The organism is Streptomyces sp. NPDC003032, assembly GCF_053591415.1.
Window position 1 is genome coordinate 160,750 of record NZ_JBSFTT010000002.1, and the last position, 25,327, is coordinate 186,076.

22 protein-coding genes, 1 tRNA gene and 2 pseudogenes are annotated in these 25,327 nt (G+C 72.9%); 10 read left to right on the plus strand and 15 right to left on the minus strand.

The annotated features are described in order from the left end of the window. The first annotated feature begins 94 nt into the window (after window positions 1-94). Both ACWDZ7_RS03255 and ACWDZ7_RS03260 read left to right on the plus strand, forming a co-directional pair. Window positions 95-673, plus strand: a complete 579-nt coding sequence (locus ACWDZ7_RS03255) for a phosphoesterase (protein WP_451794360.1) — start codon at window positions 95-97, stop codon at window positions 671-673. Further along, a complete protein-coding gene (locus ACWDZ7_RS03260; protein ID WP_451794361.1) occupies window positions 670-2,235 on the plus strand; it encodes an alkaline phosphatase D family protein in 1,566 nt (521 codons plus the stop codon). The genes ACWDZ7_RS03255 and ACWDZ7_RS03260 overlap by 4 nt, the downstream gene beginning before the upstream one ends. Before the next feature lie 57 nt (window positions 2,236-2,292). On the opposite strand, the pseudogene ACWDZ7_RS03265 reads toward ACWDZ7_RS03260, so the two are convergent. Together ACWDZ7_RS03265 and ACWDZ7_RS03270 are read right to left on the minus strand one after the other, a co-directional pair. After that, window positions 2,293-2,382 (minus strand): annotated as a pseudogene (locus tag ACWDZ7_RS03265) (DNA-binding response regulator); the annotation flags it as partial. 86 nt (window positions 2,383-2,468) lie between these two features. Beyond that, the gene (locus ACWDZ7_RS03270) at window positions 2,469-2,735 is read right to left on the minus strand and encodes a hypothetical protein (protein ID WP_451794363.1); all 267 of its coding nucleotides are present in this window, start codon (window positions 2,733-2,735) and stop codon (window positions 2,469-2,471) included. A gap of 7 nt (window positions 2,736-2,742) precedes the next feature. Here ACWDZ7_RS03270 and ACWDZ7_RS03275 point away from each other — a divergent pair, with 7 nt between their 5' ends. Further along, on the plus strand, window positions 2,743-2,904 hold the full coding sequence (locus ACWDZ7_RS03275) for a hypothetical protein (RefSeq protein ID WP_451794364.1): 162 nt from the start codon (window positions 2,743-2,745) through the stop codon (window positions 2,902-2,904). A gap of 68 nt (window positions 2,905-2,972) precedes the next feature. On the opposite strand, the gene ACWDZ7_RS03280 is transcribed toward ACWDZ7_RS03275, so the two are convergent. Then, window positions 2,973-3,046, minus strand: a tRNA-Pro gene (locus tag ACWDZ7_RS03280). A 107-nt stretch (window positions 3,047-3,153) separates the two neighbouring features. On the opposite strand from ACWDZ7_RS03280, the gene ACWDZ7_RS03285 reads away from it, so the two are divergent. Beyond that, the gene (locus ACWDZ7_RS03285; protein ID WP_451794366.1) at window positions 3,154-3,723 is read left to right on the plus strand and encodes a DUF309 domain-containing protein; all 570 of its coding nucleotides are present in this window, start codon (window positions 3,154-3,156) and stop codon (window positions 3,721-3,723) included. 86 nt (window positions 3,724-3,809) lie between these two features. Beyond that, the gene (locus ACWDZ7_RS03290; protein WP_451794367.1) at window positions 3,810-5,879 is read left to right on the plus strand and encodes an MDR family MFS transporter; all 2,070 of its coding nucleotides are present in this window, start codon (window positions 3,810-3,812) and stop codon (window positions 5,877-5,879) included. A 33-nt stretch (window positions 5,880-5,912) separates the two neighbouring features. Here the strand turns inward: ACWDZ7_RS03290 and ACWDZ7_RS03295 are convergent, their stop codons facing one another. The 6 genes from ACWDZ7_RS03295 to ACWDZ7_RS03320 form a co-directional block, all read right to left on the minus strand. After that, on the minus strand, window positions 5,913-7,445 hold the full coding sequence (locus tag ACWDZ7_RS03295) for a long-chain-fatty-acid--CoA ligase (RefSeq protein WP_451794369.1): 1,533 nt from the start codon (window positions 7,443-7,445) through the stop codon (window positions 5,913-5,915). Between the two features lie 109 nt (window positions 7,446-7,554). Beyond that, window positions 7,555-8,742, minus strand: coding sequence for a thiolase family protein (locus ACWDZ7_RS03300; protein WP_451794371.1), 1,188 nt, complete (start codon window positions 8,740-8,742; stop codon window positions 7,555-7,557). Between the two features lie 166 nt (window positions 8,743-8,908). After that, the gene (locus tag ACWDZ7_RS03305; protein ID WP_451794373.1) at window positions 8,909-9,409 is read right to left on the minus strand and encodes a MarR family winged helix-turn-helix transcriptional regulator; all 501 of its coding nucleotides are present in this window, start codon (window positions 9,407-9,409) and stop codon (window positions 8,909-8,911) included. Between the two features lie 139 nt (window positions 9,410-9,548). Beyond that, entirely contained in the window at window positions 9,549-10,772 is a 1,224-nt protein-coding gene (locus ACWDZ7_RS03310) for an NAD(P)/FAD-dependent oxidoreductase (RefSeq protein WP_451794375.1), read from the minus strand. Next, the gene (locus ACWDZ7_RS03315; protein WP_451794377.1) at window positions 10,769-12,217 is read right to left on the minus strand and encodes an FAD-dependent oxidoreductase; all 1,449 of its coding nucleotides are present in this window, start codon (window positions 12,215-12,217) and stop codon (window positions 10,769-10,771) included. Before ACWDZ7_RS03315 ends, ACWDZ7_RS03310 begins: the two co-directional genes overlap by 4 nt. Further along, entirely contained in the window at window positions 12,214-13,677 is a 1,464-nt protein-coding gene (locus ACWDZ7_RS03320; protein WP_451794379.1) for an FGGY family carbohydrate kinase, read from the minus strand. The genes ACWDZ7_RS03315 and ACWDZ7_RS03320 overlap by 4 nt, the downstream gene beginning before the upstream one ends. Before the next feature lie 235 nt (window positions 13,678-13,912). On the opposite strand from ACWDZ7_RS03320, the gene ACWDZ7_RS03325 reads away from it, so the two are divergent. Both ACWDZ7_RS03325 and ACWDZ7_RS03330 read left to right on the plus strand, forming a co-directional pair. Then, window positions 13,913-14,905, plus strand: coding sequence for a hypothetical protein (locus ACWDZ7_RS03325; RefSeq protein ID WP_451794381.1), 993 nt, complete (start codon window positions 13,913-13,915; stop codon window positions 14,903-14,905). A gap of 67 nt (window positions 14,906-14,972) precedes the next feature. Next, window positions 14,973-16,502, plus strand: coding sequence for an amino acid permease (locus ACWDZ7_RS03330; RefSeq protein WP_451794383.1), 1,530 nt, complete (start codon window positions 14,973-14,975; stop codon window positions 16,500-16,502). A 6-nt stretch (window positions 16,503-16,508) separates the two neighbouring features. Here the strand turns inward: ACWDZ7_RS03330 and ACWDZ7_RS03335 are convergent, their stop codons facing one another. Further along, window positions 16,509-16,901, minus strand: coding sequence for a DUF6463 family protein (locus tag ACWDZ7_RS03335; RefSeq protein WP_451794385.1), 393 nt, complete (start codon window positions 16,899-16,901; stop codon window positions 16,509-16,511). A 96-nt stretch (window positions 16,902-16,997) separates the two neighbouring features. Here ACWDZ7_RS03335 and ACWDZ7_RS03340 point away from each other — a divergent pair, with 96 nt between their 5' ends. Continuing rightward, on the plus strand, window positions 16,998-17,549 hold the full coding sequence (locus ACWDZ7_RS03340) for a TetR/AcrR family transcriptional regulator (protein WP_451794758.1): 552 nt from the start codon (window positions 16,998-17,000) through the stop codon (window positions 17,547-17,549). Here the strand turns inward: ACWDZ7_RS03340 and ACWDZ7_RS03345 are convergent. The 3 genes from ACWDZ7_RS03345 to ACWDZ7_RS03355 all read right to left on the minus strand — a co-directional run bounded on the left by ACWDZ7_RS03345 (window position 17,546) and on the right by ACWDZ7_RS03355 (window position 20,534). Beyond that, window positions 17,546-18,142: a GNAT family N-acetyltransferase gene (locus tag ACWDZ7_RS03345; protein ID WP_451794387.1), complete on the minus strand. Its 597-nt coding sequence runs from the start codon at window positions 18,140-18,142 to the stop codon at window positions 17,546-17,548. The genes ACWDZ7_RS03340 and ACWDZ7_RS03345 overlap by 4 nt on opposite strands. Before the next feature lie 35 nt (window positions 18,143-18,177). Further along, a complete protein-coding gene (locus ACWDZ7_RS03350) occupies window positions 18,178-18,912 on the minus strand; it encodes an SDR family oxidoreductase (RefSeq protein WP_451794389.1) in 735 nt (244 codons plus the stop codon). Window positions 18,913-19,175: 263 nt separating this feature from the next. Continuing rightward, the gene (locus ACWDZ7_RS03355; protein WP_451794391.1) at window positions 19,176-20,534 is read right to left on the minus strand and encodes a radical SAM protein; all 1,359 of its coding nucleotides are present in this window, start codon (window positions 20,532-20,534) and stop codon (window positions 19,176-19,178) included. A gap of 250 nt (window positions 20,535-20,784) precedes the next feature. Here ACWDZ7_RS03355 and ACWDZ7_RS03360 point away from each other — a divergent pair, with 250 nt between their 5' ends. Then, complete coding sequence (locus ACWDZ7_RS03360; protein WP_451794393.1) at window positions 20,785-22,593, plus strand: translation initiation factor 2; 1,809 nt, start codon at window positions 20,785-20,787, stop codon at window positions 22,591-22,593. After that, window positions 22,587-22,931: pseudogene (locus ACWDZ7_RS03365) on the plus strand (aldo/keto reductase); the annotation flags it as partial. The gene ACWDZ7_RS03360 and the pseudogene ACWDZ7_RS03365, both read left to right, overlap by 7 nt. Here ACWDZ7_RS03365 and ACWDZ7_RS03370 read toward each other — a convergent pair. Beyond that, a complete protein-coding gene (locus ACWDZ7_RS03370; RefSeq protein ID WP_451794395.1) occupies window positions 22,892-23,068 on the minus strand; it encodes an aldo/keto reductase in 177 nt (58 codons plus the stop codon). The pseudogene ACWDZ7_RS03365 and the gene ACWDZ7_RS03370 sit on opposite strands and share 40 nt — an antisense overlap. A gap of 94 nt (window positions 23,069-23,162) precedes the next feature. Then, the gene (locus tag ACWDZ7_RS03375; RefSeq protein ID WP_451794397.1) at window positions 23,163-25,322 is read right to left on the minus strand and encodes a tetratricopeptide repeat protein; all 2,160 of its coding nucleotides are present in this window, start codon (window positions 25,320-25,322) and stop codon (window positions 23,163-23,165) included. Window positions 25,323-25,327 lie beyond the last annotated feature (5 nt).

Here is a 25,327-nt window from a genome sequence, read left to right on the forward strand (position 1 = left end):
TGCGGACGTAACAGAATTCGCCGTAACGCTTCTCCTGGTTCACACGCGGCTGGTGGGCTGACCGCGCTCAACCCAACGATCACAGGAGGCGTGCGTGAATCTGGTCGTCAACGGCGACGCGGAGAGCGGGGCGGGCGGTACCGCCGACCCCGTCGCGGAGGTCCGCGGCTGGCAGGTCGCCCAGGGAGCCCCGGCGCTCATCGCCTACAGCCTCGGCGGTGGCTATCCGACCGCGTCGGACCCCGGTCCGGCCCGGCGCGGCAGCCGCTTCTTCTCGGGCGGCAACAGCGCGCGTACCGCCCTGGTCCAGGACATCTCCCTGCCCAGGACCGGCCGGACCGGGCGCCGGGCCGTCGACGCGGGCCGGGTGCGCTACACCGTGTCCGCGTGGCTCGGGGGCTACGCCGGGCAGGAGGACGGCGCCCGGCTCTCCGTGGAGTTCCGTGACGCCGAGGGCACCCCGGTCGCCCTGAGCGTGCTCGGCCCCGTCGGCGCCGGGGACCGGGAGGGCCGCACGGGCCTTGTGGAGCGGACCGCCGAGGCCGCGGTGCCGCCCACCGCCCGCTCGGCGCGGCTGCTCCTCGTCTTCACCCGCAGCGGCGGCGGCACCTCCAACGACGGTTACGCGGACGCCCTCTCCCTCACTCTCAGCGCCGTCGGAGGCCACCGATGACCGTCAACCGCCGTGATCTGCTGAAGGCCGCCGCGGCTGCCGGCGCGCTGAACCTCGCCTGGCCGCTGGCGGGAGGACTCACCCCGGCACAGGCCCGTGAGGCGGCCGAGCGCCTGGGCGCCGAGTACGACCGGGCGCCGTTCACGCTCGGTGTGGCCTCCGGCGATCCGCAGCCGCACTCGGTGCTCCTGTGGACCAGACTCGCGCCCGAACCCCTCGCGGCCGAGCAGAGACTTCCCGAGGTCGTGGAGGTCGACTGGGTGGTCGCCAAGGACTCCCGGCTGCGGCACGTCGTCGCCCGCGGCACCGCGCCGGCGTCCGCGACGCTCGGCCACAGCGTGCACGTGCCGGTGAGCGGTCTCGCGCCCGGCCGTCACTACTGGTACGCGTTCAAGGCGCTCGGCGGGACCAGCCGCGTCGGCCGTACGAAGACCGCGCCGCGCGGCCGGGTCTCCAAGGTCACCTTCGCCGCCGCCAACTGCCAGGCGTTCCACGACGGTTTCTACGCCGCGCACCGCGGCATCGCCCGCGAGAACGTGGACTTCGTCGTGCACCTCGGCGACTACATCTACGAGCACGGCCGGGTCGGCGGCGTACCGGAGAAACACGTACGCGACCACGACGGGCCGGAGATCCTCACGCTCGCCGACTACCGCAAGCGGCACGCCCTGTACAAGGGCGACAAGTCGCTGCGCGAGGCACACGCCGCCCATCCGTGGTTCCTGACCTGGGACGACCACGAGGTCGTCAACGACTACAGCGGCACCGGGGGCGGAGCCCCGTTCATGCGCCGCCGCGCGGCCGCCTACCAGGCGTGGTTCGAGCACATGCCGCACCGCGACTCCTTCGGCGGCATGGCCCTGCCCGACCCCGAGATCCACCGCGTACGCCGCTGGGGCGACCTGCTCGAACTGAGCGTCCTGGACCTGCGCTCGTACCGCTCCGCACAGAACCTGCCCGACGGCACGATCCTCGGTGCCGAGCAGAAGGCCTGGCTCAAGCGCACCGTCGACCGCGCACCGGACTCCTGGCACGTGTGGGCCAACTCGATCATGCTGAGCCAGCTGCGGGGCAGGCCGGGCGGCTCGTACATGTTCACCGACCAGTGGGACGGCTTCCTCGCCGAACGCAAGGAGGTCCTCGGGCACGTGCACAAGAGCGGCCTGGAGGACCTGGTCGTCATCACCGGCGACTGGCACTCGGCGTTCGTCGACGACGTCCGCACCGACTTCGACCAGCCCGACTCGCCCCTGGTGGGCACGGAGTTCACCGCTCATTCGGTGACCTCCGGCGCCTACTCGCCCGAGTGGAACACCGCCAACGGCCCCCTCATGGGCAAGGCCAACCCGCACCTGAAGTACTTCGAGGGCAACCGGTACGGCTATGACGTGTACGAGGTGACGCCCCGGCGCTTCACCGCCCACATGCGCGTCATCGGCGACCGCCGCGACCCGGACTCGCCCGTGACCACGCTGACGAAGTTCCACGTGGACCGCGGCAAGGCCGGCTCGTACGAGGACGAGGGGACCAAGGGGTCGGCTGCGCAGTACCGCAGGGACTAGGTCGCGCCCGATTCGACCGGCCGACGGGACCCGGCCGGTCGGCTCCGGGCGTACGCCTCACCGCGGATCCCCGGGGCTCGCGAGCCCCACCTCGTACGCGAAGATGATCGCCTGTGCGCGGTCCCGCAGGGACAGCTTGGCGAGCAGGGCGTTCATGCGGCGGCTGGTCGGTGACGCCTCGGCGGGTGAGGGTGCGGGTTCCCGCCCGGGGCCGGGTGGCGTGGAGTTCACCGTCACGGCCGGTGAGCAGGTCCGTCCGGGCGTCTGACCTGCCGCTCGTCTTCGACGCCCTGCTCGGCGCCGAGCCCGTGCCGCCGTCCGTCGCCCGTATCCAGCGCCGCCGCGGCCGACCGGGGGGCCGCCCCGGCAAGCAGCCCGCTCTCGCCCCGGTGATCGACCGGGTGGTGCCCGCCGCGGGCGCCGGGGCCGGTGGCCCGGACGTGCGGATCACGGCGCGCGTCAGGGACGCGGTGTCCGGTGTGCCGTACGGAAGGGATCACCGTCGAGGTGGACGGAAGACGGGTCCCGCACCGCTTCGCCCCGGCCGACGGGAGGCTGACGGCGACGGCGCGGCTTCGGCCGGGACGGCACACGGTCCTGATCCGGGCGTTCAACCACCCGCATGCCCCGGCGGCGCGCACGGTGACCTTCCACGTCCGGGACACATGACGCCGAGAACGATCAAGGGGCCGTTTCAGATTGCTCTGAAACGGCCCTTGATCTGCGACTCTCACGAGTCGGGACGACAGGATTTGAACCTGCGACCCCTTGACCCCCAGTCAAGTGCGCTACCAAGCTGCGCCACGTCCCGGTGTGTTCGGTGCGGTGCCCCGCGTGATCACAGGTAGAACTCTACCCCACGTACGAGGGTGCTCCGTTCCCCGGTGACCGCCGTCAGGTACGCGCGACAATCGGCGTATGAGCACTGCACCTCGACCGTACGACAGTGGCCCCGACCGCGATCGCGACGCGGAGGGCCGGGCCCGCAACCAGCGGCCGCGCGATGGGCTGGGGCGGCCGTTGCCGTACGGCGCGGACGGCGTGGCCCGGCAGCCCGAGGGGGTGGTGCGCGCGCCCGAGGAGTCCGTCACCGAGGCACAGGCCCTGCTGGACGCGGGGCGGCCCTTCCACGCGCACGAGGTGTTCGAGGACGCGTGGAAGTCCGGCCCGGAAGCGGAGCGGGACCTGTGGAAGGGCCTCGCCCAACTGGCCGTCGGCCTGACCCACGCGGCCCGCGGCAACACCAAGGGCGGGGCGCGACTGCTGCTCCGGGGCGCCGGGGCCGTCAATGCCTGGCACGCGGCAGCGGAAAGGAGGGGCGCACCGGACGAGCGGGACGAGCAGTACGGGCCGGACGAGGCGTACGGAATCGACGTCCCGGAACTGGTCCGATGGGCCGAGGCGTTGGCGGCGCTGCTGGAGCGGGAAGAGGCCGCGGTGGACGCGGCTGCGCACGCGCCGCGGTTGCGCGGGGGCGGGGCCGGGTAGCCGGGGCGAGGCCGGTCCGCCGTCACCGGACCGGCCTCGCCCCGCATGCACGGGCCCCGGCCCGGTGTGAGGGTGGCCGTGTGACCATGACCGATCAGCCGGCCGCCGCCGCGGCACAGGCGCCGCCCGTCCTCGACCGGCGCCGCCGCAACGTCGTCTTCGTGACGATCATGCTGGGGATGCTGCTCGCCGCACTCGACCAGACCATCGTCGGCACGGCGCTGCCGACGATCGTGTCCGAGCTGGGCGGGGCGGAGCACATGTCGTGGGTGGTGACGTCGTATCTCCTGGCGGAGACCGTCGCCACGGTGCTCGTCGGCAAGTTCGGTGACCTGTTCGGGCGGAAGGTCGTCTTCCAGGTCTCGGCGGTCATCTTCATCACCGGGTCGTTCCTCTGCGGTCTGTCGACGAACATGACGCTGCTCATCGCCTGGCGGGCGATGCAGGGCATCGGCGCGGGCGGCCTGATGGTCACCTCCATGGCGCTGATCGCCGATGTCATCCCGCTGCGCGAACGCGGCAAGTACCAGGGCGCGATCGGCGCCGTCTTCGGGGTGTCCACCGTGATCGGACCGCTGCTCGGCGGGCTCTTCACGGACCATCTGACCTGGCGCTGGGCGTTCTATGTGAACGTGCCCATCGCGATCGTCGTCGTCATCGCGGCGGCCCGCACGATCCCCCTCGTGAAGTCGGCGGCGCGGCCGGTCATCGACTACATGGGCATCGCGCTCGTCGCGATCGGGGCGAGCGCGCTGATCCTGGCGACGAGTTGGGGCGGCAACGAGTACGCGTGGGGGTCGCCCGCCATCATCGGGCTGTTCGCCGGCGGGCTGATCGCGCTCGCGCTGTTCTGCGTCGTCGAGACGCGCGCCGCCGAGCCGATGCTGCCGATGCGGCTCTTCGCCAACCCCGTGTTCACGGTCTGCTCGATCCTCAGCTTCGTCGTGGGCTTCGCGATGCTCGGCGCGATGACGTTCCTGCCGACGTATCTCCAGTACGTCGACGGGGACTCGGCCACGGTTTCGGGCGTGCGGACGCTGCCCATGGTGGTCGGGCTGCTCATCGCGTCCATCTTCAGCGGCAACGTGGTCAGCAAGACGGGGACGTACCGGATCTTCCCGATCGTCGGCGCCCTGGTGATGGCGCTCGGGCTCTATCTGCTCTCGCTCATGGGGAGCGCCACGAGCGCGTGGCTGGAGTCGGTGTACATGTTCGTGCTCGGCGCCGGCATCGGCCTGTGCATGCAGGTCCTGACGATCGCCGTGCAGAACACCGTCCCGTACACGGATCTGGGCACCGCCACCTCGGGCGTGACCTTCTTCCGTACGCTGGGCAGCTCGTTCGGCACGGCGGTGTTCGGCACCATCTACGCCAACACCCTCGCGCCGAACCTCAAGGACGGGGTCGCGGCGGCGGCCGGTACGGGCGCCGCTGATCCCGCGACGATCGCGAAGGCCGCGCAGAACCCGCAGGGGCTGCACGACCTGCCGGGCCCCGCGGCGGCGCCGGTCGTCGAGGCGTACGCGGACACGCTGCACACCGTCTTCCTGTGGACCGTCCCCGTGGCGCTCCTCGGCTTCCTGGTGGCGCTCTTCCTCAAGCAGGTGGAGCTGCGCGACAGCGCGCGCATGGGCGCGCCCGACATGGGCGAGGGCTTCGCGCAGCCGAGCACCGGGGACTCGGGGCACGTCCTGGAGCGGAGCGTCGCCGGGATCGTCCGCAATGTCGGCATGAACACCGCGCGCGGCATCATCCAGGGCTCCGACACCCGTCTGGACATCGCGGGCGCCTGGGCGGTCATGCAGGTCTCGCTCTTCACCCGGATGGTGGGGTACGCCAGTCTCGGGCTGATCGCGGCGCGGCGCAGGATCCCGGCCGAGGTGCTCGTGCCGGTCTTCGACCGCATGGTCGAGGAGGGGTATCTGACCCGCACCGGTACGTACTTCTCGCACACGCCCGCCGGAGCGCGGGAGGCGGAGGTCATCGCCGGGGCGTGGTCGTCCTGGCTGGCCGAGGAGATCGAGAAGGACCTGGGACGGCCGCCGGACGAGGAGCTGACCGCGGCGGTGGACACGATCGCCAAGCGGCTGCTCGCGGAGGATCTGGAGCAGGGCCTCACCCCCGAGACGGCGGGCGCCCCGGTCGCACGGCGCTGAACCGCACCTGCGAGGCGTGGACGCCGAGTGCTTCTACACGGACGAGTGCTTCTCCACGGAGTACTGGGTGCGCAGTTCCCGCTTGAGGACCTTCATGCTGGGGCCGAGCGGGAGCGCGTCGGTGAACTCCAGGCGGCGGGGGTACTTGTGGCGGCCCAGGTGTTCCTTCGACCACGCGATGATCGCGTCCGCGTCCCCGGCCGCGCCGGGCGCCGCGACGACGACGGCGCAGATCTCCTCGCCGTGGACGGGGTGGGCCAGGCCGATCACGGCTGCCTGCGCGACGTCGGGGTGGCGCATGAGGACCTCTTCGACCTCGCGCGGATAGACGTTGAAGCCGCCGCGGATGATGACGTCCTTCTTGCGGTCGACGATGGTCAGGAAGCCCTCGGCGTCCTTGGTGCCCAGGTCGCCGGTGCGGAACCAGCCGTCGACCAGCGCCTCCGCGGTGGCCTCGGGGCGGCCCAGATAGCCGGAGAAGACGTTGTGGCCGCGGACCACGACCTCGCCGAGCCGGCCGGTGGGCAGCAGCTCCACGCGGTCGTCGACGTCGGCGCGGGCGATCTCCACGTCGACGCCCCACAGCGGGTGGCCGATGCTGCCCGCCTTCGTGCCGAAGTCGGGCTGGTTGACGGAGGCGGCCGGGGAGGTCTCGGAGAGCCCGTACCCCTCGTAGACGGGCGTGCCGAAGGCCTCCTCGAAGCGTTCGAGGACGGCGACGGGCAGCGAGGCGCCGCCGGAGACGCACAGCCGTAGCTTCGGCAGTTCAGCGGCGGTAGCGGCGGCCGCGACCAGACCCACGAACATGGTGGGCACCCCGTGGAAGGTGTTCGCCCCTTCCGCCACCATCAGCTCGATGGCGCGCGCGGCGTCGAAGCGGGGCAGCAGGACGAGGGTCGCGCCGGCCCGCCAGGTGGAGTTCATGGAGACGGTCTGGCCGAAGGCGTGGAAGAGGGGCAGCGCGCCCAGCGCGACGTCGTCGGGCCGGACGTCGTTGGCGTCGAAGGCGTTGACGGTCGCGTTCATCACGAGGTTGAAGTGGCTGAGCACCGCGCCCTTGGGGACGCCGGTGGTGCCGCTGGTGTAGAAGATGACGGCCGGGTCGTCGGCGTCGCGGGTGACGTACGTGGTCAGCGGCTCGGCGTCGCGGGCCAGCTCCTCCAGCTCGCCCTTCGCACCCAGCTCCAGCATGCGTACGCCGGTGGCCGCGGCGGCCGCCGCGCCGGTCGGCGCCTGCGCGGGGTGGCAGAGGAGGAGGCCCGCACCGCTGTCGCGCAGGACGTGCTCGACCTCCTCCGCGGAGAGCAGCAGATGGACGGGGACGACCACTCCCCCGGCGGCGAGGATCGCGTAGTAGGCCGTCGGGAACTCGGCGGTGTTCGGTGCCATCAGGGCGACGCGGTCCCCCGGCCGCACGCCGAGTTCCGCGAGGGCCGCGCCCTGGGTGCGGGCCTCGCGCCACAGCTCCTTGAAGGAGAGCCGCAGTTCTCCTTCGACGAGGGCGGTGCGGTCCGGGTGGCGGCGGGCGGGTTCGGCGAGGATCGCGGCGAGGGACAGCGTTGCCATGGCGGGTGGTGCTCCGTTTCCGTGCGGCCTTGCGGTGGTTCGGACTGCTGCTCGGGCTGCTGCTCGGCGGGGCGTGCCGAAGGCGGCGGCGCGCCCCCGGCCTCCCGGTTCAGTCGCGCTCGACGAGGAGCGCGCTGCCCTGGCCCACGCCCACGCACATGGTGGCGAGGCCGCGCGAGGCGCCCGTGCGGCGCATCCGGTGCAGCAGCGTGGTGAGGATGCGGGCGCCGGAGCAGCCGAGGGGGTGGCCGAGCGCGATGGCGCCGCCGTAGGGGTTGACCAGCTCCGGGTCGATGCCGAGGGCGTCGACGCAGGCGAGGGCCTGGGCGGCGAACGCCTCGTTGAACTCCGCCTCCTGGAGGTCGCCGACGCTCCAGCCGACGCGGTCGAGCGCCTTGCGGGTGGCGGGGACGGGCCCGATGCCCATGACGTCGGGGTGCACGCCCGCCGATGCCCCGGCGGCGTACCGCCCGAGGGACTCCAGGCCCAGGTCGTTGAGGGCCTCCTCGCTGACGAGCAGCAGTCCAGCGGCGCCGTCGTTCATCGGCGACGCGTTGCCCGCGGTGACGGTGCCGCCCTTGCGGAAGACGGGCTTCAGGGCGCCGAGCTTCTCGTACGAGGTGTCCTCGCGCACGCATTCGTCCGTGTCGACGACGATGCCGTCCGGCCGGGTGACGGGGAGCAGCTCGTCGTCGAAGTGGCCGTTCTTGCGGGCGGCCGCGGCGCGCTGGTGGCTGCGGAGCGCGAAGGCGTCCTGGCGCTCGCGCGACACGTTGTGGCGCTCGGCGACCTCCTCGGCGGTCTCGCCCATCGCGAGGACGCCGTGCAGCTCCTTCATCCTCGGGTTGGTCAGGCGCCAGCCGAGGCGGGTGTCGGCGGTCTCCATGCGGTGCGGCAGCGCCTCGTCCGGGCGTCGCAGCACGAAGGGGGCGCGGCTCATCGACTCGGAGCCGCCCGCGAGGACGATGTCGGCCTCACCGGCGGCGACGGTGCGCGCGGCGGTGGTGACGGCTTCGAGCCCGGAGGCGCAGAGCCGGTTGACGGTCGCGCCGGGCACGGACTCCGGGAGGCCGGCGAGGAGGGCGGCCATGCGGGCGACGTTGCGGTTGTCCTCGCCCGACTGGTTGGCGGCGCCCCAGTAGATGTCGTCGATCCGGGCGGGGTCCAGCTGCGGTATGTCGGCGAGCAGTCCTCGTACGACGCCTGCGGCGAGGTCGTCGGGTCGGACGGAGGAGAGGGCGCCGCGGAGCTTGCCGATGGGGGTGCGGCGGGCGGCGGCGAAGTGGACGGTGCGCACGATACGGCTCCGGATCGTTTTGCGGGTCTCGCTGCGTGGATTGTGGGTCTCGCTGCGTAAATTAGCGCTGCTAGTTTTGGAGTCTATGCGGAGGCGGGGGCTGTGGGAAGAGGCGCCCGCAGAGGGAGCGGCTACGGGGGAGGCCCCCGCTCCGGAGCCCCGCCGCCTACGACTGGGCGCGCCCCAGTTCCGCGAGGCGGGTCAGGGCGGGCAGGGCGTCCGTGATCGCCCGGCGCTGCTCGGGGGTGAGCTGCTCGACGAGTGGTCGCAGGTGCCGCGACCGGTCGGCGCGGCGGGAGCGGCCGACCTCGCGGCCGGCGTCGGTGATGTGGACCAGGACGGCACGGCCGTCGCTCGGGTCGGGGCGGCGCTCCACCAGGCCGTCCCGCTCCAGGCGGTTGATCAGCTGGGTGATGCCGGGCTGGCTGACCTGCTCGGTCTTCGTCAGCTCGGTCAGCCGCCTCGGGCTGCCGCCGAACGCGAGGGTGTCAAGCACCGACAGGGTCGTGAACGGAAGCTTCTCCAGTACCGGGAGGCGGATGTAGAAGCGGTTGAAGTTCTCCATCGCCGAGGTGAAGGCTTCCACGTCCAGGGCGCTGTCCGAGTCGCTCTCGAGGTCGGCGTCCGGGGCGTCGGCCAAGGCGGTGTGCAGTTCGTCGTTCGACATGTCGTCCACTCTAAGAATGCGTCGCTTACTTATCTAAGCTTCTTATGTTGTTCGGGTGGACGTGGCATGGGGGCAGGGCGAGTCCGCTACCGCTGCCGTGTTACTGGGTCCGCTGAAGGTTGATGGTTCCGCCGAAGCCTCAGGGCGCGAGGGCGATCCGTACGGCGCCGCCGCGCACATCCACCCGGTCGGCCCAGCTCCCGGTGATACGGAGAGGCCGGTTGGGGACCGCCGGGCGTCGGCGGCGGGCGCGGTGCAGGGTCCTGCCGTCCTGCGTGATCTCCAGCGTCGGACGCGCGACGAACTCCGTCGTCCGCAGGGTGAACCCGTCGCCGGGCTCCTCCAGGGTCAGCCGGTTGGGTGCGACCCAGGCGAGCGGGGCCGTGACCCGCAGCGGGACCGAGGCCGAGGGCCAGTCGCCGTCGGAGAGGTAGCGCCGCACGGCGGCTGAGACGGCCGCGCCCTCGCGCGTCACCACACGCGCGGGTTCGACGGCGTGCAGTACGTTGCCCACCGCGAAGACGCCCCGCTCGGCGGTGCGGAAGGCGCTGTCGATGGCGGGGCCGCGCGTGCCGGGATCGAGCGGCAGGCCGCCGCGGCGGGCCAGTTCGTGGTCGGGGACGAAATCGCCGGTGAAGACCACCGTGTCGCAGGCGACGTACGCCGTCCTGCCGTCCCGGTGCCGCAGCCGGACCCCCGACAGACGTCCGCGCCCGAGGAGTTCGGCGACGGTGGCGTCCGTGAGCAGGGGGATGCCGTGCCGCAGCCGGGCATCGGCGGCGCGGCCCGGCGATGCCTGGTGGCGCGGGTGCTCCGTGATCAGCGCGGCGACCTCGACCCCGGCGCGCCGCAGCGTGTCCAGGGCGGCGAAGCTCACCGGCTCGGCGCCGACCACGAGGGCCCGCGTGCCGATCGGCGGCCGGTGCACGTGGACCGCCCGCTGCAACTCCCCGGAGGTGTAGACGCCGGCGGGTCGCGTGCCCGGCACCAGGCGTGCGCCGCGCGGCCGTTCGCGCGCCCCCGTGGCCAGCACGATGGCGCGGGCGGTGATCCGCTCCAGGCCGAGCGGGCTCGTGGTGTCCACGGTCAGCGGGCCGGACCAGTCCGTGACGGTGACGCCGGTCCGCAGCACCGCGCCGACGCCCACCGCCGCCGCCACACAGCGCTCCGCGTACCGCGGCCCGGTCGTCCCGAGGCGGCCGAACCCGCCGTGCGCGCGGTACCGCGGGGCGCCGCCCGCCCGCTGCTCCCGTTCGACCACCTCGACCTCGCCCGCGCCCGCCCCGGCGAGGCCCACGGCCGTGGCGAGGCCCGCCGGTCCCGCGCCCACGACCAGCACGTCGACGATGCGCTCACGCCTCATCCGGACACCGCCTCCCGACCCTGTTCGAAGAGTTCCCGCACCTGGGCCCCGCAGTGAGAGCCCTGGCAGCGTCCGCCGCGCGCCCGTGTGCGGCGCCGCAGCCCGTCCGGTGACCCGGGCGGGACGGTCGCCGCGAGGGCGTCGCGGATCTCGCCGAGCGTCACCCGCTCGCAGTGGCAGACGATGGTGCCGTACGCGGGGTCGGCGGCGATGAGGTCGGCGCGCTGGTAGGGGCGCGCGAAGGCCTCGCCGAGGTTCGGCATGCGGACGGGCGGCAGGTCCCTGGTCCGGGTGAGGTCCAGGCCCGTGGCGGCGAGGAGTTCCGTGACGTGGGCGGCGATGGCCAGGGAGGCGGTGAGTCCGGTCGAGCGGATGGAGCCGACCGTGACGTAGCGCTGTTCCTTGTGGGCGCTGATGCGGTAGTCGTCGTGCTCGGTGGCGGCGCGCAGTCCTGCGTAGACGGCGGTGACCTCCTCGTCGAGCAGTTCGGGGAGGATCCGGCGGCCCTTCTCGCGCAGCGCGGCGATGCCTTCGGCGGTCGAGCCGGTGGCCGTCTTGTCGTCCAGCTCCTCGGCGGTGGGCCCGAGGAGGACGTTTCCGTACACGGTCGGGGCCACCAGGACGCCTTTGCCGAGCGCGGTGGGTACGGGCAGCAGGATGTGGCGCAGCAGGCCGCGGGCGAACTTGTCGAAGACGATGAGCTGGCCGCGGCGCGGTGTGACGGTGAAGTCGTCGTGGCCGAGCAGACGGTCGATCGCGTCGGCGTGCAGGCCCGCGGCGTTGACGAGGTGCCGGGTGCGCAGGGGGCCGCGGCTCGTGGCCAGCTCATGCCGGTCCGGCGACGCTTCGACGCCCTCCACGCGGCAGTTGAGGTGCAGGTCGACGCCGCCGCGCACCGCTTGAGTGGCGTACGCGAGGGTGGTCGTCCAGGGGCAGATGACGCTCTCGCCGGGGACGTCGAGCGCGCCGAGTGCGCCGGGCCCCAGGTGCGGCTCGCGGGCCCGGACCTCCTCGGGACCGATGATCCTTGCTGCTCCGTAGCCGTTGCGGGCGGATTTCCCCAACAAGCCCTCCAAGGCGCTGAGTTGAGCCTCGTTCCAGGCGACGAGCAGCGCGCCGACCGGCTCCACGGGGATGCCGGACTCGGCGGCGTAGGCGGCGAGGAGCCGCTGTCCCTCGCGGACGAGGCGTGACTCCAGGGAGCCGGGCACGGCGTCGAAGCCGGTGTGCAGGATCGCCGTGTTGGCCTTGGACGTGCCTTCACCGACGTCGTTCGCGGCATCCACCAGGGCGATGCGCAGGCCGTGGTGGCGGGCCAGTTCGCGGGCGATGGCCGCGCCCACGACTCCGGCGCCGATCACGGTCACGTCGTACGTCACGTCCGGCGGCGCCCCGCGCCGCAGCACCCGCCCGGCGGTCCCGCCTTCCGCTCCGGCCTCCCTCATGAGGGCCCGCGTTCGAGAAGTGCCGCGACGGCCGAACGGAAGCCCGCGAGGCACTCGGCCGCCCGGTCCGCGTCGATCCGCGGTTCGTAGACGGCGGCGGGCCGCCACGCGGGGACCGCGTCGGCGAGCGGGAGGGCGGGGTCCAGGCCGATCCGGGCGACGGCGGCCGCGCCGAGCGCGGTGACGTCGGGCAACGCCGACACCTCGACGGGCAGTTGGAGCAGGTCCGCCTGGGTCTGCATGAGCAGCGCCGAGCGGGTCAGGCCGCCGTCGACCCGCAGGCTCGTCAGGGGCCCGCCCAGGTCGGCCGCCACCGCGTCGGCGAGCGAGGCGACCTGCGCGGCGATGCCCTCGCACAGGGCGCGGACCAGGTGCCCGGCGGTGGTGTCCAGGCCCAGCCCGGTCAGCGAGCCGCGCAGGTCGCCGCGCCACCAGGGGGCGGCGAGGCCGGCGAGGGCTGGTACGAAGGTGACGCCGCCCGCGTCCGGGACGGCGGAGCCCACGGGGTCGATGTCCTCGGCGCCGCCGATCACACCGAGGTCGGTGAGCCAGCGGACGGCGGACGCGGCGGTGTAGACCTGCCCGTCGAGGCAGTAGCTGCTCTTCCCGTCGAGCCGCCAGGCGACGCAGCTGACCAGGCCCGAACCGCCGCGGCGGGGCCGCGCGCCGGTCTGGGCGAGCAGGAACGCCCCCGTTCCGTACGTGCACTTGGCGCCGCCCGGCTCCGTCACGTGCTGGGCGAGCAGCGCGGCCTGCTGGTCGACGAGGAGCCCGGTGAGCGGGATCTCGGGGCCGAAGGCGGTGGTGGTGCCGACGGGTCCCGCGGCGTCGACGACACGGGGCAGGCGTTCCCCGGCGAGGCCGTAGAGGTCCAGGGCACGCGGTGACCAGGCGACGTCGTCGAGGTCGAGGAGCTGGGTGCGGCCCGCCGTGGCGGCGTCGGTGACGAAGGCGCCGGTGAGCCGGTGGACCAGCCAGACGTCGCTGGTCGTGACCACACCGCGCCGGGTGAGGTGGCGGCGTATCCACGCCATCTTGGGCGCGGCGAAGTAGGGGTCGAGCGGCAGGCCCGTGAGGTCTCTCAACTCTTCGGCGTGGACGGCGAGTCCGGCGCAGACCGACGCGGCGCGGCGGTCCTGCCAGACGAGGGCTTCGGTGAGCGGTTCCCCGGAGTCGGGGTCCCAGGCCAGGACCGTCTCGCCCTGGTTGGCGAGGCCGACGGCGGCGACCGGTTCGCCCGCGTCGGCCAGTGCCCGCCGTCCGGCGTCGATGACGGAGGAGAGCAGTTCGGCGGGGTCGACCTCCACCAGGCCGCCGGGCAGGAAGCGGGGGCGCACGTCGGCGGCGCCCGAGCCGATCACGCCGCGCTCCGGGCAGACCACGAGGGCCTTCGTCCCCGAGGTGCCCTGGTCGACGGCGAGCACGGGCCGCCGCGCCGGAGACCGCTCATAGGTGATCACCGCGGAAGCCTGCTACAGGGGGCCGGAGGGCGTCAAGGGATCGGTATATCGGTGATGGCACGTCAATTGGGCTGTCAGGCGCGCCGCTTTGACAAAAGCAGGTCATAAAAGATGCAGGAAGTGCCCTGAAACCGGAAAGGCCGGATCTACACTGACCGCCGAACAACATCGTCAACCCCCTTGCGCTCCCCATCAGTTCACACCGCCCCCGCCCTCTTCCCCCAACAGAGGACTCATGCCCATGCCGTCAGGCCGCCCGGTGTATCACCCGGCGGGCCACGACGAACCGCTGCGCGCGGTGCTCCAGGACCTCAAGGCGGGCCGCTGGGTCTCCACGCGCAATCTCCTGACCGAGACGCCCGACTGGGGGCTGTGGACGCAACGTACGCAGATACTGGCGGCCGCCGTCGCCGGTTCCGACGTGGTGCTCACCTGGCGCGCCGAGGAGCCGCGCAGCGCGTCGGCGGCCGTCCTGCACAGCAGGGTCCTGGTGGAGCGGGCGCTGCGCGCCCACCGGGCGGGGCACCGGCACACCAACGACCTCTGGCGCGACGCGGTCGCCGCGTGCGCCGCCGCGTCGTCCCTGTCGCCGGAGGACCCGGTGCCGTGGATCTGCCTGCTCGCGCTGGCCCAGCTGGACGTGGGGCAGCGGTGGGACGAGCACCGGGTGGCGCCTCCGGAGCCGATGCTCTTCCCCGGCCCCTGGCAGCTGCTGGCCGAGGCCGACAAGCGCGACCCCGGCAACCGCGAGGCGTACCACCGGATGCTGCAGTTCGCGTACGGGCGCCACGCCCGGGGCCCGCTCACCGAGGCGTACAACTTCGTGCAGTGGGCGGCGGCGGCCGCTCCCGCCGGTTCGCCGCTGCATCTGCTGCCGCTGTATGTGCGGGTCGAGCGCTACCGCAGGGAAGCCGGCCACGAACGGGCGCTGGACCTGCACTGGATCTCGGAGGACGCCACACGCGCCGCGCTGCGCGCCCTGCAGCTGTGGTTCGATCACGCGCTGCCCTCGGCGACCTCGCTCCTCGACCTCAACCACTTGGCGCACGCGTTGTGGGGAGCGCACCAATTCCACGACGCGTCACGGGTCTTCAAGGCGCTCGACCCCTTCTACACGGTCGTGCCGTGGACGTACCGCACGCACTCCCCCGGCGACGCGGACGCGGCCGCCGAGGTCTTCGTCCAGGCCCGCGCCCGCTGCTTCGCCGTCTCCCGCGGACCGGGCTAGGCCCCGCTTCTCTCCCCGCTCCCCCTCACCGCTCACCGCTCACCGCTCATCCTCCGGAGGTCCCCACGTGTCCCGCACCACCTGGTCGTCGAGCACCGTCCCAGCGCCCCCACGCCAGGACGAGGAGGAGAGACTCAGGGAGCTCGGCTACCAGCCGGTCCTGGCCCGCCGCATGGGCGGGTTCGGCAACTTCGCCATCAGCTTCTCCGTCATCTCCATCCTCTCCGGCTGCATGACGCTGTACGGCTTCGGCATGAAGACCGGTGGCCCGGCCGTGATGCTCTGGGGCTGGGCGGGGGTCGGCCTGTTCGTGCTCTGCGTGGGCCTCGCGCTCGCCGAGGTGACCAGCGCGTACCCGACATCGGGGGCCCTCTACTACATGGCCGACCGGCTGGGCGGGCGCCGCTGGGGCTGGTACACAGGCTGGCTGAACCTGCTCGGGCTGCTCGGCGCGATCGCGGGCATCGACTACGGCGCCGCGCTCTTCACCGGCGCCTTCCTGAACCTGCGGTTCGGCTTCACGCCGACCCCGGAGAAGACCTTCCTGATCTTCCTCTGCGTCCTGCTCCTGCACGCCCTGCTGAACCTGTTCAACGTACGTCTGGTGAGCCTGCTCAACTCGATCAGCGTGTGGTGGCACGTGGCCGGTGTCACCGTGATCGTCGGCGTCCTCGCGATCGTGCCGGACCACCACCAGTCGCCGTCGTTCGTCTTCGGCGAGTTCTTCAACGGCACCGGCTGGGACAACCCGCTCTACGTCACGGCGATCGGCCTGCTCCTCGCCCAGTACACGTTCTCCGGGTACGACGCGTCCGCGCACCTGTCCGAGGAGACCTCCAACGCGTCGGTGACCGCGGCACGCGGCATCGTGCGCGCCATCTGGGCGTCGTGGATCGCCGGTTTCGTACTGCTCGCCGGACTGACGTTCGCCATCCAGGACTACGCGGGCACCCTGAAGACGGAAACCGGCGTTCAGCCCGCCCAGATCATGATCGACGCGCTGGGCGAGTCCGGGGCGACGGCGCTGCTGCTCATCGTGATCGTGGCCCAGCTGTTCTGCGGCAACGCCGAGACGGCCGCCGCCAGCCGGATGGTGTTCGCGTTCAGCCGCGACAACGCGCTGCCCGCCTCCGCGCTGTGGCGCAAGGTCAGCTCCCGCACCCAGGTGCCGGTGCCCGCGGTGTGGCTGTCGGTGGGCCTGGCCGCCGCGATCGCCCTGCCGTCGCTGTACTCGGCGACCGCGTACACCGCCGTGACCGCCATCAACGTCATCGGCATCACGCCCGCCTACGCCATCCCGATCTTCCTGCGGCTCCGCGCCGGCGACCGCTTCCAGCCAGGCCCGTGGAATCTGGGCCGCTGGAGCAAGCCCATCGGCTGGATCGCGGTGCTCTGGGTGGCGTTCGTGACGGTGCTGTTCTGCCTGCCGCAGGCCTCGCCCGTGACGGCTGACTCGATGAACTACGCGGTGATCGCGCTGGCCGTGGTGCTGGTCCTGGCCACCGTGTGGTGGTTCGTGGCACGCCGCTCCTACAGCACGCCGCAGGCGTACGGCTCCGACCGGGAACAGGCCGAGGTCGCGGAGGGCATCGTCTGAGGCGGGTCAGCTCCGCGATTCCTCGTGGCGGGCGGCGCGGCGGGCCCCGGCCAGCAGCAGCCCGCTCGCGACGAGGAGGACCGGCCAGGGCGTGAGCAGGAGGATCACGGCGTCGGCCACGGTCCACAGCCCCAGCGTCCAGGCGATGAACGACGGTGGCGTGATGCCGCGGCGCTCCAGCCACAGCACCATCAGCCCGACCACGACGAGCGGCACGCCGAAGCTGCCGAGACTCAGCCAGTACGCGCTGTTGGCCGGGCCCATCGCGGAGAGTTCGTCGTGCCACAGCTTCCCGCCGAACCACGCGCCGGCGTGGTCCGCGGCTCCCTCCACCGTCAACGCGCCGATCGTGTGCGCGGCTCCGTAGAACACGATGAGCCGGCCCGCCCATTTGATCATCACTGCTCCCCCGTGCTTGTACGGTGGCGTACAAGACCGAGAGTAGACCCGTTATACGGGCCCGTACAACTTGCCGGAAGGATGGGTGGACCACCGATGGGCGCGCTGCGCACGCCACGCGAGAAGTGGATCGAGGAGGGGCTGCGGGCGCTTGCCGCGGGCGGCGTCGAGACTGTGCGCGTCGAGGCGCTGGCCAAGGCGCTGGGGGTGACCAAGGGCGGGTTCTACGGCTACTTCGCCAACCGCGGCGCGCTGCTGGAGGCCATGCTGGACACCTGGGAGCGGGAGTGCGTCGACGACGTCCTCGACCGGGTGGAGCGGGAGGGCGGCGACGCCCGGCAGAAAGTACGGCTGGCCGGGCGGCTCACCTTCTCCGGCGATCGCCTGCTCCCCATCGACCTGGCCGTCCGCGACTGGGCCCGCCGCGACGAGGCCGTCGCCGAACGCCTGCGCCGCGTCGACAACCGGCGCATGGAGCTCGCGCGCGACGCGATCAGCACCTTCTGCGCCGACCCCGACGAGGTCGAGGCCCGCGCCCTGCTCGCCTTCTGCATGGCCATCGGCAACCACTTCCTCGCCGCCGACCACCCCGGGCGCACCCGCCCCCAGGTCATGGCCCGCGCCTCCGACCTCATTCTCGGCCTCTAGGTCGTCGTCGGCTGCTGGAACGTCGTCCTCGGCTGCTGGAAAGCGGGGCGGTCGTTGAGGATCCGCTGGAACAGCCGGTGGTCGCGCCAGGCGCCGTTGATGTAGAGGGACTCCGGCGCGACCCCGTACTCCTGGAAGCCGCACTTGGTGAGCACACGCTGCGAGGCGGTGTTGTCGAGCAGGGTGCCCGCCTCGACGCGGTGCAGGCCGAGCCGGCTGTCGGCGACCTCACAGGCGTGGCGCGTGGCCGCGGAGGCGAGGCCCCGGCCGACCTGCTCCGCGTCGATCCAGTAGCCGAGGACCGCGCTGCGGGCCGGGCCGAGCACGATGTTCACCAGGGCGGCGTGACCGACGATCTCGTCGCCCTGGGCGAGCACCCACTGCGCGCTCCGGCCCACCCGCATCTCCTCCAGGTGCCCCCGGACCCGGTCGGCCTGGCCCTCCGCGGTGTAGAAGGCCTCGGGCCGGTCCGGATCCCAGGGGGCGAGGTGGGCGCGGTTGCGCCGATAGGCGCGGGCGAGCGCCTCGGCGTCGTCGAACGTGACGGGCCGCATGAGGACATCCGTTGTGAGTGCTGCCTCTCCACCGATCATGCGACCAGCGTACGAGGGGTCCCGCTCGGGGAGTGTCAGCGGCCGCCCGCGACCCGCAGGACCGTGCCCGTCGTGTACGAGGCGTCGTCCGAGAGCAGCCACGAGACGGCCGCGGCGATCTCCGAGGGCTGACCGGAGCGCCCCATCGGGATGCCCGCCGCGAGCTTCGCGGGACGCTCGGGGTCGGCGTGGAACTCGGTCCAGATGACGCCCGGGGCGACGGCGTTGACGCGGATGCCGTCCGCCGCGACCTCCTTGGCCAGGCCGACCGTCATGGTGTCGGCGGCGCCCTTGGCGGCCGCGTAGTGGACGTACTCGCCCGGCGAGCCGAGGGTCGCGGCCGCCGACGAGACGTTCACGATCGCGCCGCCGCCGTTCGCCTTCAGCTCCCGCACCGCGCGCCGGGCGCAGAGCAGATACCCGAGTACGTTCACTTCGAGCGCCCGGCGCATCCCTTCCGCGTCGGCGTCGGCGAGGGGGCCGACGGGGCCGCTCACCCCCGCGTTGTTGACGAGCCCGGTGACCGGGCCGAGCTCGGCCGCCGCGACGTCGAAGAGGCGGTCGACGTCGGCCTCGTCGGCGGTGTCGACCTGGACGATGACGCAGCGGCGCCCGGCGGCGCGGACCGCTTCGGCGGCCTTCTCCGCCGCGGCCTCGTCCGAGCGGTAGCCGATGACGACGTCGTGACCGTCCTCGGCGAGGCGGGCGCTGACAGCTGCGCCGATACCGCGGCTGCCGCCGGTGACGACGGTGACGGGGTGGTGCTGCACGAGGGCCTCCGGCTGTGGGTGACTGAACTTGCGTGCCGTCCGCTTGCCGGGGGCACGGGGATCGCTACTGGCCGCCGCTTCGCGGCGATGTCTCCCACCCACCCGCCCGGCACTCCGCATCAAGAGGCCCGGGCCCAGCCCAGGCCGTACCGCCTCACCGCTCGATGCAGGGCAAACGGGTGGGTGGGTGGGAAGTATCGCCGCGAAGCGGCGGCCAGGTGGGGCCCCGGCGACACACGACGCCGGACAGCCCCAAAACAGGCTTACCGCCCCTTCGAGGGAACGACGACGTCCTCGGGGGCGGCCTCCTCCGCAGGCAGGCTGTCCATGAAGGAGCTGACCGAGAAGACCGCGTTGCCGGGCCCGGCGGGACCGTAACCGGGCGGCGACGTCAGACCGTTCGCCTCCATCGTCGCGCGGTAGGCCTCAAGGAGCCGCACGTGATACTCCAGCGGAGCGCCCTGCGGATTCGCCTTGCCGAGCGGCGTCGTGGGCTCCGGGCACCACGTGGTGAAGCGGGGCGTGATGCCGCGCGACATGAAGTACTCAAGCCCCTCGACGGTCGATCCGATGGCCTCGTCGACGGTCTTGAAGCCGAACGGCTCCGCCATCTCCACACCCGCCACGAAGTTGGGGATCACATTGCGCGGGCCGAACACCTCGGCGGAGTCCAGGATGCGGCGGTGCCACTCGTCGCGGCCGACGTAGCGCTCCTTGCCGGGGCAGTAGCGCTCGAAGAGATACGGGTCCCACACCTCGTAGTTGGGGTGGTAGATCCGCACGCCGTAGTCGTGGAAGCGCTGTACGTCCGCCTTGGGCAGGGCCTGCGCGACGACCTTGCCGATCCAGCGGCCCGGGAAGCGCTCCTCGATGGCCTTCGCGTACTGCCCGTAGAAGTCCGCCTCGTCCTTGCCGCCGACCTTCGAGGTGACGGCGCCGCCGGTCAGCGTGTACGCGGTGGAGGACTTGTTGGTGTCGTACTTGTCGATGATGGCGAGCGCCTCAAGGACCTCGTCGACCGGCTTCACGCCGGTGTAGGGGCGCCCGGCGGCCTTGTGCTGGCGCCAGTTGTGGTTGATGTCGCAGTACTGGCACTCCTCCTTGGCGCCGAAGTACTGGCAGACCCGGAAGACCGTCAGATAGATGAGATAGCCCCACTGGATGGTGGGGGCGACCTCCATCACGGACTTGCCGTTCTCCAGCGTGTGCCGGTAGTAGTCCGGCATCGGCGGCAGGCCCACGTCGGATATGCGGACGCCGTCCAGGTAGAGGCCGAGTACGCCGTCGTCGTCGGCCGCGACCCGGTAGGGCGACGACGGGTTCACGCGGACCGAGACGACGGTGCGGCGCAGCTCGTACGGGCCGCCGGTGAGGACGATCTCCTCCGGCGGGCGGCGCAGCGCGGCGGCGCCCAGCTCGGGCAGCGTGCCGTGGTCGAAGGAGAAGATGAAGTACGACTTCGGCTTGATCTCCCCGCCTTCGTTGTCGCTGAGCGCCGACTCGTCGAAGGCCATGCCGCCGCGCAGCAGATCCTCCTTGATCACGGCTTCCCGCGGCACATGCGGGAACCGCTCCATGAGTGACTCGATGAGCTGAGTACGGCTCTCGCTGCGGCTTGGCATGGGCCGGGCACCTCGGATCCTGTCGGTCGATCTGTTCCGACCACGCTAGTACCCGCCCGGACCGCTTCGGATCCGACTCCGGTCGCAGGCCGCATCCGCCTCGGGTCTAGGCTTCGGGTGGTGTGCCGTGACCGCGGCCGACGCCGGCGCGCGGCCGCCCGGTACGATCTCCGGCATGCCGCCCGCCGACCCGCACATACCCGCACCGAACTGCGGAAACGGGCCCTGCGCGGACGCCGCCCCCACTAGAATGAACACTGCCGCAGCGGGGCAGCGGGGCAGCGGGGCAGCGGGGCAGCGGGGCAGCGGGGCAGCGGGGCAGCGGGGCAGCGGGGTCCCTTACGGCTCCTCTACGACTCCTCGTCCCGAGGCTGCTTCCCGCCGTGAGAGGCACGTACTCTTCGCCGCAAGGTCGGCGACCGCCCTGCACCGGCTCCTCGACACCCTTCCCGTCTTCGGCGGCGACCACCGCGTCCACCGCTGGTTCACCCTCGTCCCCGGCTCCGACTTCGACGCCGACGCCCTCGCCGCCGTCGAACGAGCGGGCGGCCGCACCATCCCGTGGGCCGAGGCCCTGCTCCGCCGCCACGATCTGATCCTCTCCGCCAGCCCCAAAGGCGACCTCCACCTGTTGCGCGGACCGCGCGTCCTGCTGCCGCACGGCGCGGGCTACAACAAGGCGCTCGCTGACGACGACGGCCATGGCGACTCCGCCTCCGGCCTCGACCGCACACTCCTGCTGCGCGACGGACGCCCCCTGGCCGCGCTCCACGCCCTCGCCCACCCCACGCAGGTGGCCCGTCTCGCCGAGGAGTGCCCGCCCGCCGCGGCGGTCGCGACCGTCACCGGTGACCCCACCTTCGACCGCGTCCTCGCCTCACTGCCGCTGCGCGACCGGTACCGCGCGGCCCTGCGCACCCACGGGCGGAAGCTGCTCGTCCTCACCTCCACCTGGGGCCCGCGGTCCCTGCTCAGGCGCCGGCCCGGCCTGCCCGCCCTGCTGGCAGGGCTCCTCCCGCACGACACGTACCAGCTGGCTCTGGTCCTGCACCCCAACGAGCACTGCCGGACAGGGGAGTTGGAGCTACGCGAGCAGCTGGCGCCCGCCGTCGCGGCCGGTCTCGTCCTGGCCCGCCCCCACGAGGAGTGGGCCACGCTCCTCGTCGCCGCCGACGCCCTGATCACGGACCACGGTTCGACGGCCCTCTACGCCGCCGCGGCCCGGGACCTGCCGATGCTCGCCGCGTGCGACGGAGCGGACGAGCTGATTCCCGGCACCCCCATGGCCGACCTCCTCGCCCGCGTCCCCGCCCTCGGCACGCCCGCGAACGCCGCGGACCTGGAGCGGGCCCTGGCCGCGTGCCGCCCCGGCACGTCGAGCGCCGCGGCCGAACCCGCCTTCGCCGAGCGGGGAAACGCCCTGCGCCGCCTGGGCCAGGAGCTCTACCCCCTCCTCGGCCTGACCCCGCCGACAGCCCCGCCCGAGCCGGCCCCGCTGCCCGATCCGGCGCCCGCGTCACGTACGCCCGCCGCCTTCGCCGTACGGGCGACCATCACGGCACCGGACGGTGACGCAGGCCCTCCCGAGGTGCGCGTGGAGCGGCGTCCGGCGGCCGCCGACGCGGCCGCGCACCACCTGGCGGCCGAGCACGGCCTCGCCTCGGGCTTCCAGCTCCAGAGCGCGGGCCTCCTCTACCGGCGTACGGTCCACTCCGCCGTACCCGCTCAGGGCGAGACCTGGACCGCCGACGCGTGGACCACCCACGTCCTCGCCACCCACCAGGGACTGCGGACGGCCGCGGTGATCCTGTCCGCCGCCCACTGTCTGCTGCGCAGAACCGACGGTGCCCTGCTGTCCCTGCGTATCGAGCCCAGCCACGAGAACGGCCGTCTGGTACGCGCCGACCCGGCCGCCGCCCTCTCCTGCGCCCACGCCTGGCTGGCCCACCACCGCTCCCCGCCCAAGCTCCCGGTGGCCCTGAACTGCGCCATCGCGGGCCGCACCCACCTGGCGGTACTGGCCCCGGCCACGGAGCGGGAGGCGCGGCTGGAGGCGTGAAGGCCGACCTGAGCACCGGACGCCCCACCCTCAACCCGGGCCGCTTCGACCCGTCGGCACCGCGCACCGCCGCGAGGCTGGAGGCCGTCGACCGGTTCGTCGCCCTGACCGATGAAGTGGGCTGCTCCCTGCCGGAGTTGGCGACCGCGTTCCCGCTCGCGCACCCGGCCGTCACCTCGGTGATCATCGGCCCGCGCACGATGGAACAACTGCGGAACACCCTCAAGGGCGCCTCCGTGGTATTGGACGACGCGGCCCTGGACCGCATCGACGAGATAGTCCCGCCGGGCACCGACGTCTACCCTCCGGACGGTGTCTGGACTCGGCGGTCTTTCAGCGCCTTGCCGACGATCGTCTCCGACTCTCCGGCGGAGTACATGTCGGCGGTGTCGACGAAGTTGACGCCCTCGTCCAGTGCGGCGTGGATGATCCGGACGGAGTCGTCGTGATCGGCGTTGCCGACGGATCCGAACATTTCGAACGTCCGCGACCTTACGTCCTGGAGTCCGCTCCAGGGCAACCACGAATCAGCCCGACGCCGCCGAACACCAGCCCCTTCAGCTCGCCCCTCAGCCCGTCCCTTCCTGGAGCCCGCCGCCGCGTACCCGGACCTCCTCCGCCCGTGCGTGGAACTCCCGGGCCCGCGCCGCGTCCCCGGCCTCCTCGGCGAGCGCGGTCAACGCCCGTAGTGTGCGCAGCTCCTCCTTGGCCGAGCCCCGCTGCCGCGCGGCGGCCAGCGCTGAGTCGAACAGTGTCGCCGCCTCGTCGAAGCGGCCGAGGCGGGCCAGCGCGCGGCCCAGTTCGAAGCCGGTGCGGCCCGTCATGCGGGCCCTGCCCAGCGCGTGGGCCTCGGCGTGGGCCCGGGCGAGAAGGGTGGCCGCGCGGTCCGGTTCGCCCAGTTCCAGGACGGCCTGGCCCAGGCGGTACGTCTGCAGCATGGCGCCGTACGCGTTGCCGATCTCCGTGTGGATGCGCCCCGAGGCCTCGAAGTCCGCCGCGGCCGCCGCCCAGTCGTCCCGCGCCGAGCTCAGCATGCCCCTGAACTCCAGGACGGAGGCGCGGAGTTTACGTTCCCGCGCGCCGTCGCCCAGCGTCTCCGCGGCCGCGGCGGCCTGGCGCAGCTCGGTCGCGGCCTCCTCGTGGCGGCCCTGTTCCCACAGGGGGCGGGCCAGCTGGCAGCGCATGCGCACCAGCGCGGCGAGCGGGTGTCCGGCGCGCAGCGCGGCGTCACGGCCGGCCTCGAAGGCCTCCAGGACCTGGGTGTGGTGCGGGTGGTCGAGGTAGTGCGTCCACAGGGGTTCACACAGCGACCAGGCCTCCTCGTCGAGACCTTGGACGCGTGCGATGCGCACGCAGTCGAAGAGCGCGAGCCGCTCCCCCTCCAGCCAACGCGCCGCACCCGCCTTGACCCGCGTTCCCTCCACGAGCCCCTCGTCCGCCCGCCTCCCGGCGTCACCGGCCCCGGCGGCGAAGTCCACGGCTGCGAAGTCCACGTCGGGCGTGTCCGGCAGTGCGGGCACCGGGGGCGCGAACGTCATCCGCGTGCCGGCCGCTAGGGCGTCGGCCCGCTGTGCCTGGCGCAGGTACCAGCGCACGACGCGCCGCCCGGCCTCGGCGGCCTCCCGCGTACCCCCGTCGTGGCGCCGCGCGCAGCGCGCCGCGTGGGCCCGCAGCAGGTCGTGCAGTCGCAGTCGGCCGCCCCGGCCCCGGGAGAGGAGGCTGGCGCGGACGAGTTCCCCGAGGGCGTCCTCCGCCGCGTCCCGGCCCCGGCCGAGGAGCGCGGTGGCGGCATCGGGGTGGACCGTCGGGCCGGGGTGTGCGGCGAGGAGGCGGTAGAGCGCGGCCGCGTCCGGGGCGAGGTCTTCGTAGACGGCGTCCCAGACGGCCTCCACCATGGGAACCCCCTTCCCTTCGAGGTCGGCGGTGAGCTGGGTGATCACCCGGGAGATCCGGCGCGTCTCGTGCTTGCGCAGCAGCGTGGCGGCGACTTCGAGGGCGGCGGGCAGACCGCCGCAGACGCGGGCGAGCGCGGCGGCCGACGCGGGGTCGGCGGTCAGCCGGGGGTCGCCCGTGATGCGGTGCAGCAGCCGCTCCGCGTACGCCTCTTCGAGCGGGTCGACCGGCAGCTCCAGATCGACGCCGCCCTCCACGTCGTACAGCCGCCCCTGGCTGGTGACGATCACCAGACCGGCGGCGCAGGACGGCAGCAGCGGCGCGATCTCCGTGCCGAAGCGGGCGTTGTCGACGACGAGGACGAGGCGTCTGCCGCCGGTCTGTTCCCAGTACTGGCGGCGGCGCCGCGCGAAGGTGCCCTCCAAGAGGTCGGTCACCTTGAAGGAGCGCAGCAGTTCACCGAGTACGTCCGTCAGGTCGACGCCGCCGTCGCGACGGTGGTCGTCGAGATCGACGTACCGCACGACGCGGTCGCCGTCCGAGGCGAGGCGGTGCGCCAGATGCACCGCGAGCGCGGTCTTGCCCACGCCCTGCACGCCGGTGACCGAGACGACCAGGGGCCGGCCCGCGGACCTGGGGCTGCCCGCGGCGCTCAGCACCCGTGCGCGCTCGTCGTCGCGGTTCTCGAAGTGCCGTACGTCCGGCGGCATGTGGACCGGCAGCACGCCGTCTCCGTCGGGAGCGGCGTGCATGTGCAGCTCGCCCACGCTCCCCGCCTGGACGACCGTCCCCACCCGCGCCTGTCCGCCCACACTGTTCCGCGTCCGTTCGTCCACGGCAC

Coding starts and splice junctions, on each gene's coding strand:
- ACWDZ7_RS03285 (WP_451794366.1), top strand. CDS start 3,154: ATGAGCACTGCACCTCGACCGTACGACAGTGGCCCCGACCGCGATCGC.
- ACWDZ7_RS03325 (WP_451794381.1), top strand. CDS start 13,913: ATGCCCATGCCGTCAGGCCGCCCGGTGTATCACCCGGCGGGCCACGAC.
- ACWDZ7_RS03310 (WP_451794375.1), bottom strand. CDS start 10,772: ATGAGGCGTGAGCGCATCGTCGACGTGCTGGTCGTGGGCGCGGGACCG.
- ACWDZ7_RS03370 (WP_451794395.1), bottom strand. CDS start 23,068: ATGTTCGGATCCGTCGGCAACGCCGATCACGACGACTCCGTCCGGATC.
- ACWDZ7_RS03335 (WP_451794385.1), bottom strand. CDS start 16,901: ATGATCAAATGGGCGGGCCGGCTCATCGTGTTCTACGGAGCCGCGCAC.
- ACWDZ7_RS03345 (WP_451794387.1), bottom strand. CDS start 18,142: ATGATCGGTGGAGAGGCAGCACTCACAACGGATGTCCTCATGCGGCCC.
- ACWDZ7_RS03355 (WP_451794391.1), bottom strand. CDS start 20,534: ATGCCAAGCCGCAGCGAGAGCCGTACTCAGCTCATCGAGTCACTCATG.
- ACWDZ7_RS03305 (WP_451794373.1), bottom strand. CDS start 9,409: ATGTCGAACGACGAACTGCACACCGCCTTGGCCGACGCCCCGGACGCC.
- ACWDZ7_RS03260 (WP_451794361.1), top strand. CDS start 670: ATGACCGTCAACCGCCGTGATCTGCTGAAGGCCGCCGCGGCTGCCGGC.
- ACWDZ7_RS03295 (WP_451794369.1), bottom strand. CDS start 7,445: ATGGCAACGCTGTCCCTCGCCGCGATCCTCGCCGAACCCGCCCGCCGC.
- ACWDZ7_RS03360 (WP_451794393.1), top strand. CDS start 20,785: ATGAACACTGCCGCAGCGGGGCAGCGGGGCAGCGGGGCAGCGGGGCAG.
- ACWDZ7_RS03340 (WP_451794758.1), top strand. CDS start 16,998: ATGGGCGCGCTGCGCACGCCACGCGAGAAGTGGATCGAGGAGGGGCTG.
- ACWDZ7_RS03315 (WP_451794377.1), bottom strand. CDS start 12,217: ATGAGGGAGGCCGGAGCGGAAGGCGGGACCGCCGGGCGGGTGCTGCGG.
- ACWDZ7_RS03290 (WP_451794367.1), top strand. CDS start 3,810: ATGACCGATCAGCCGGCCGCCGCCGCGGCACAGGCGCCGCCCGTCCTC.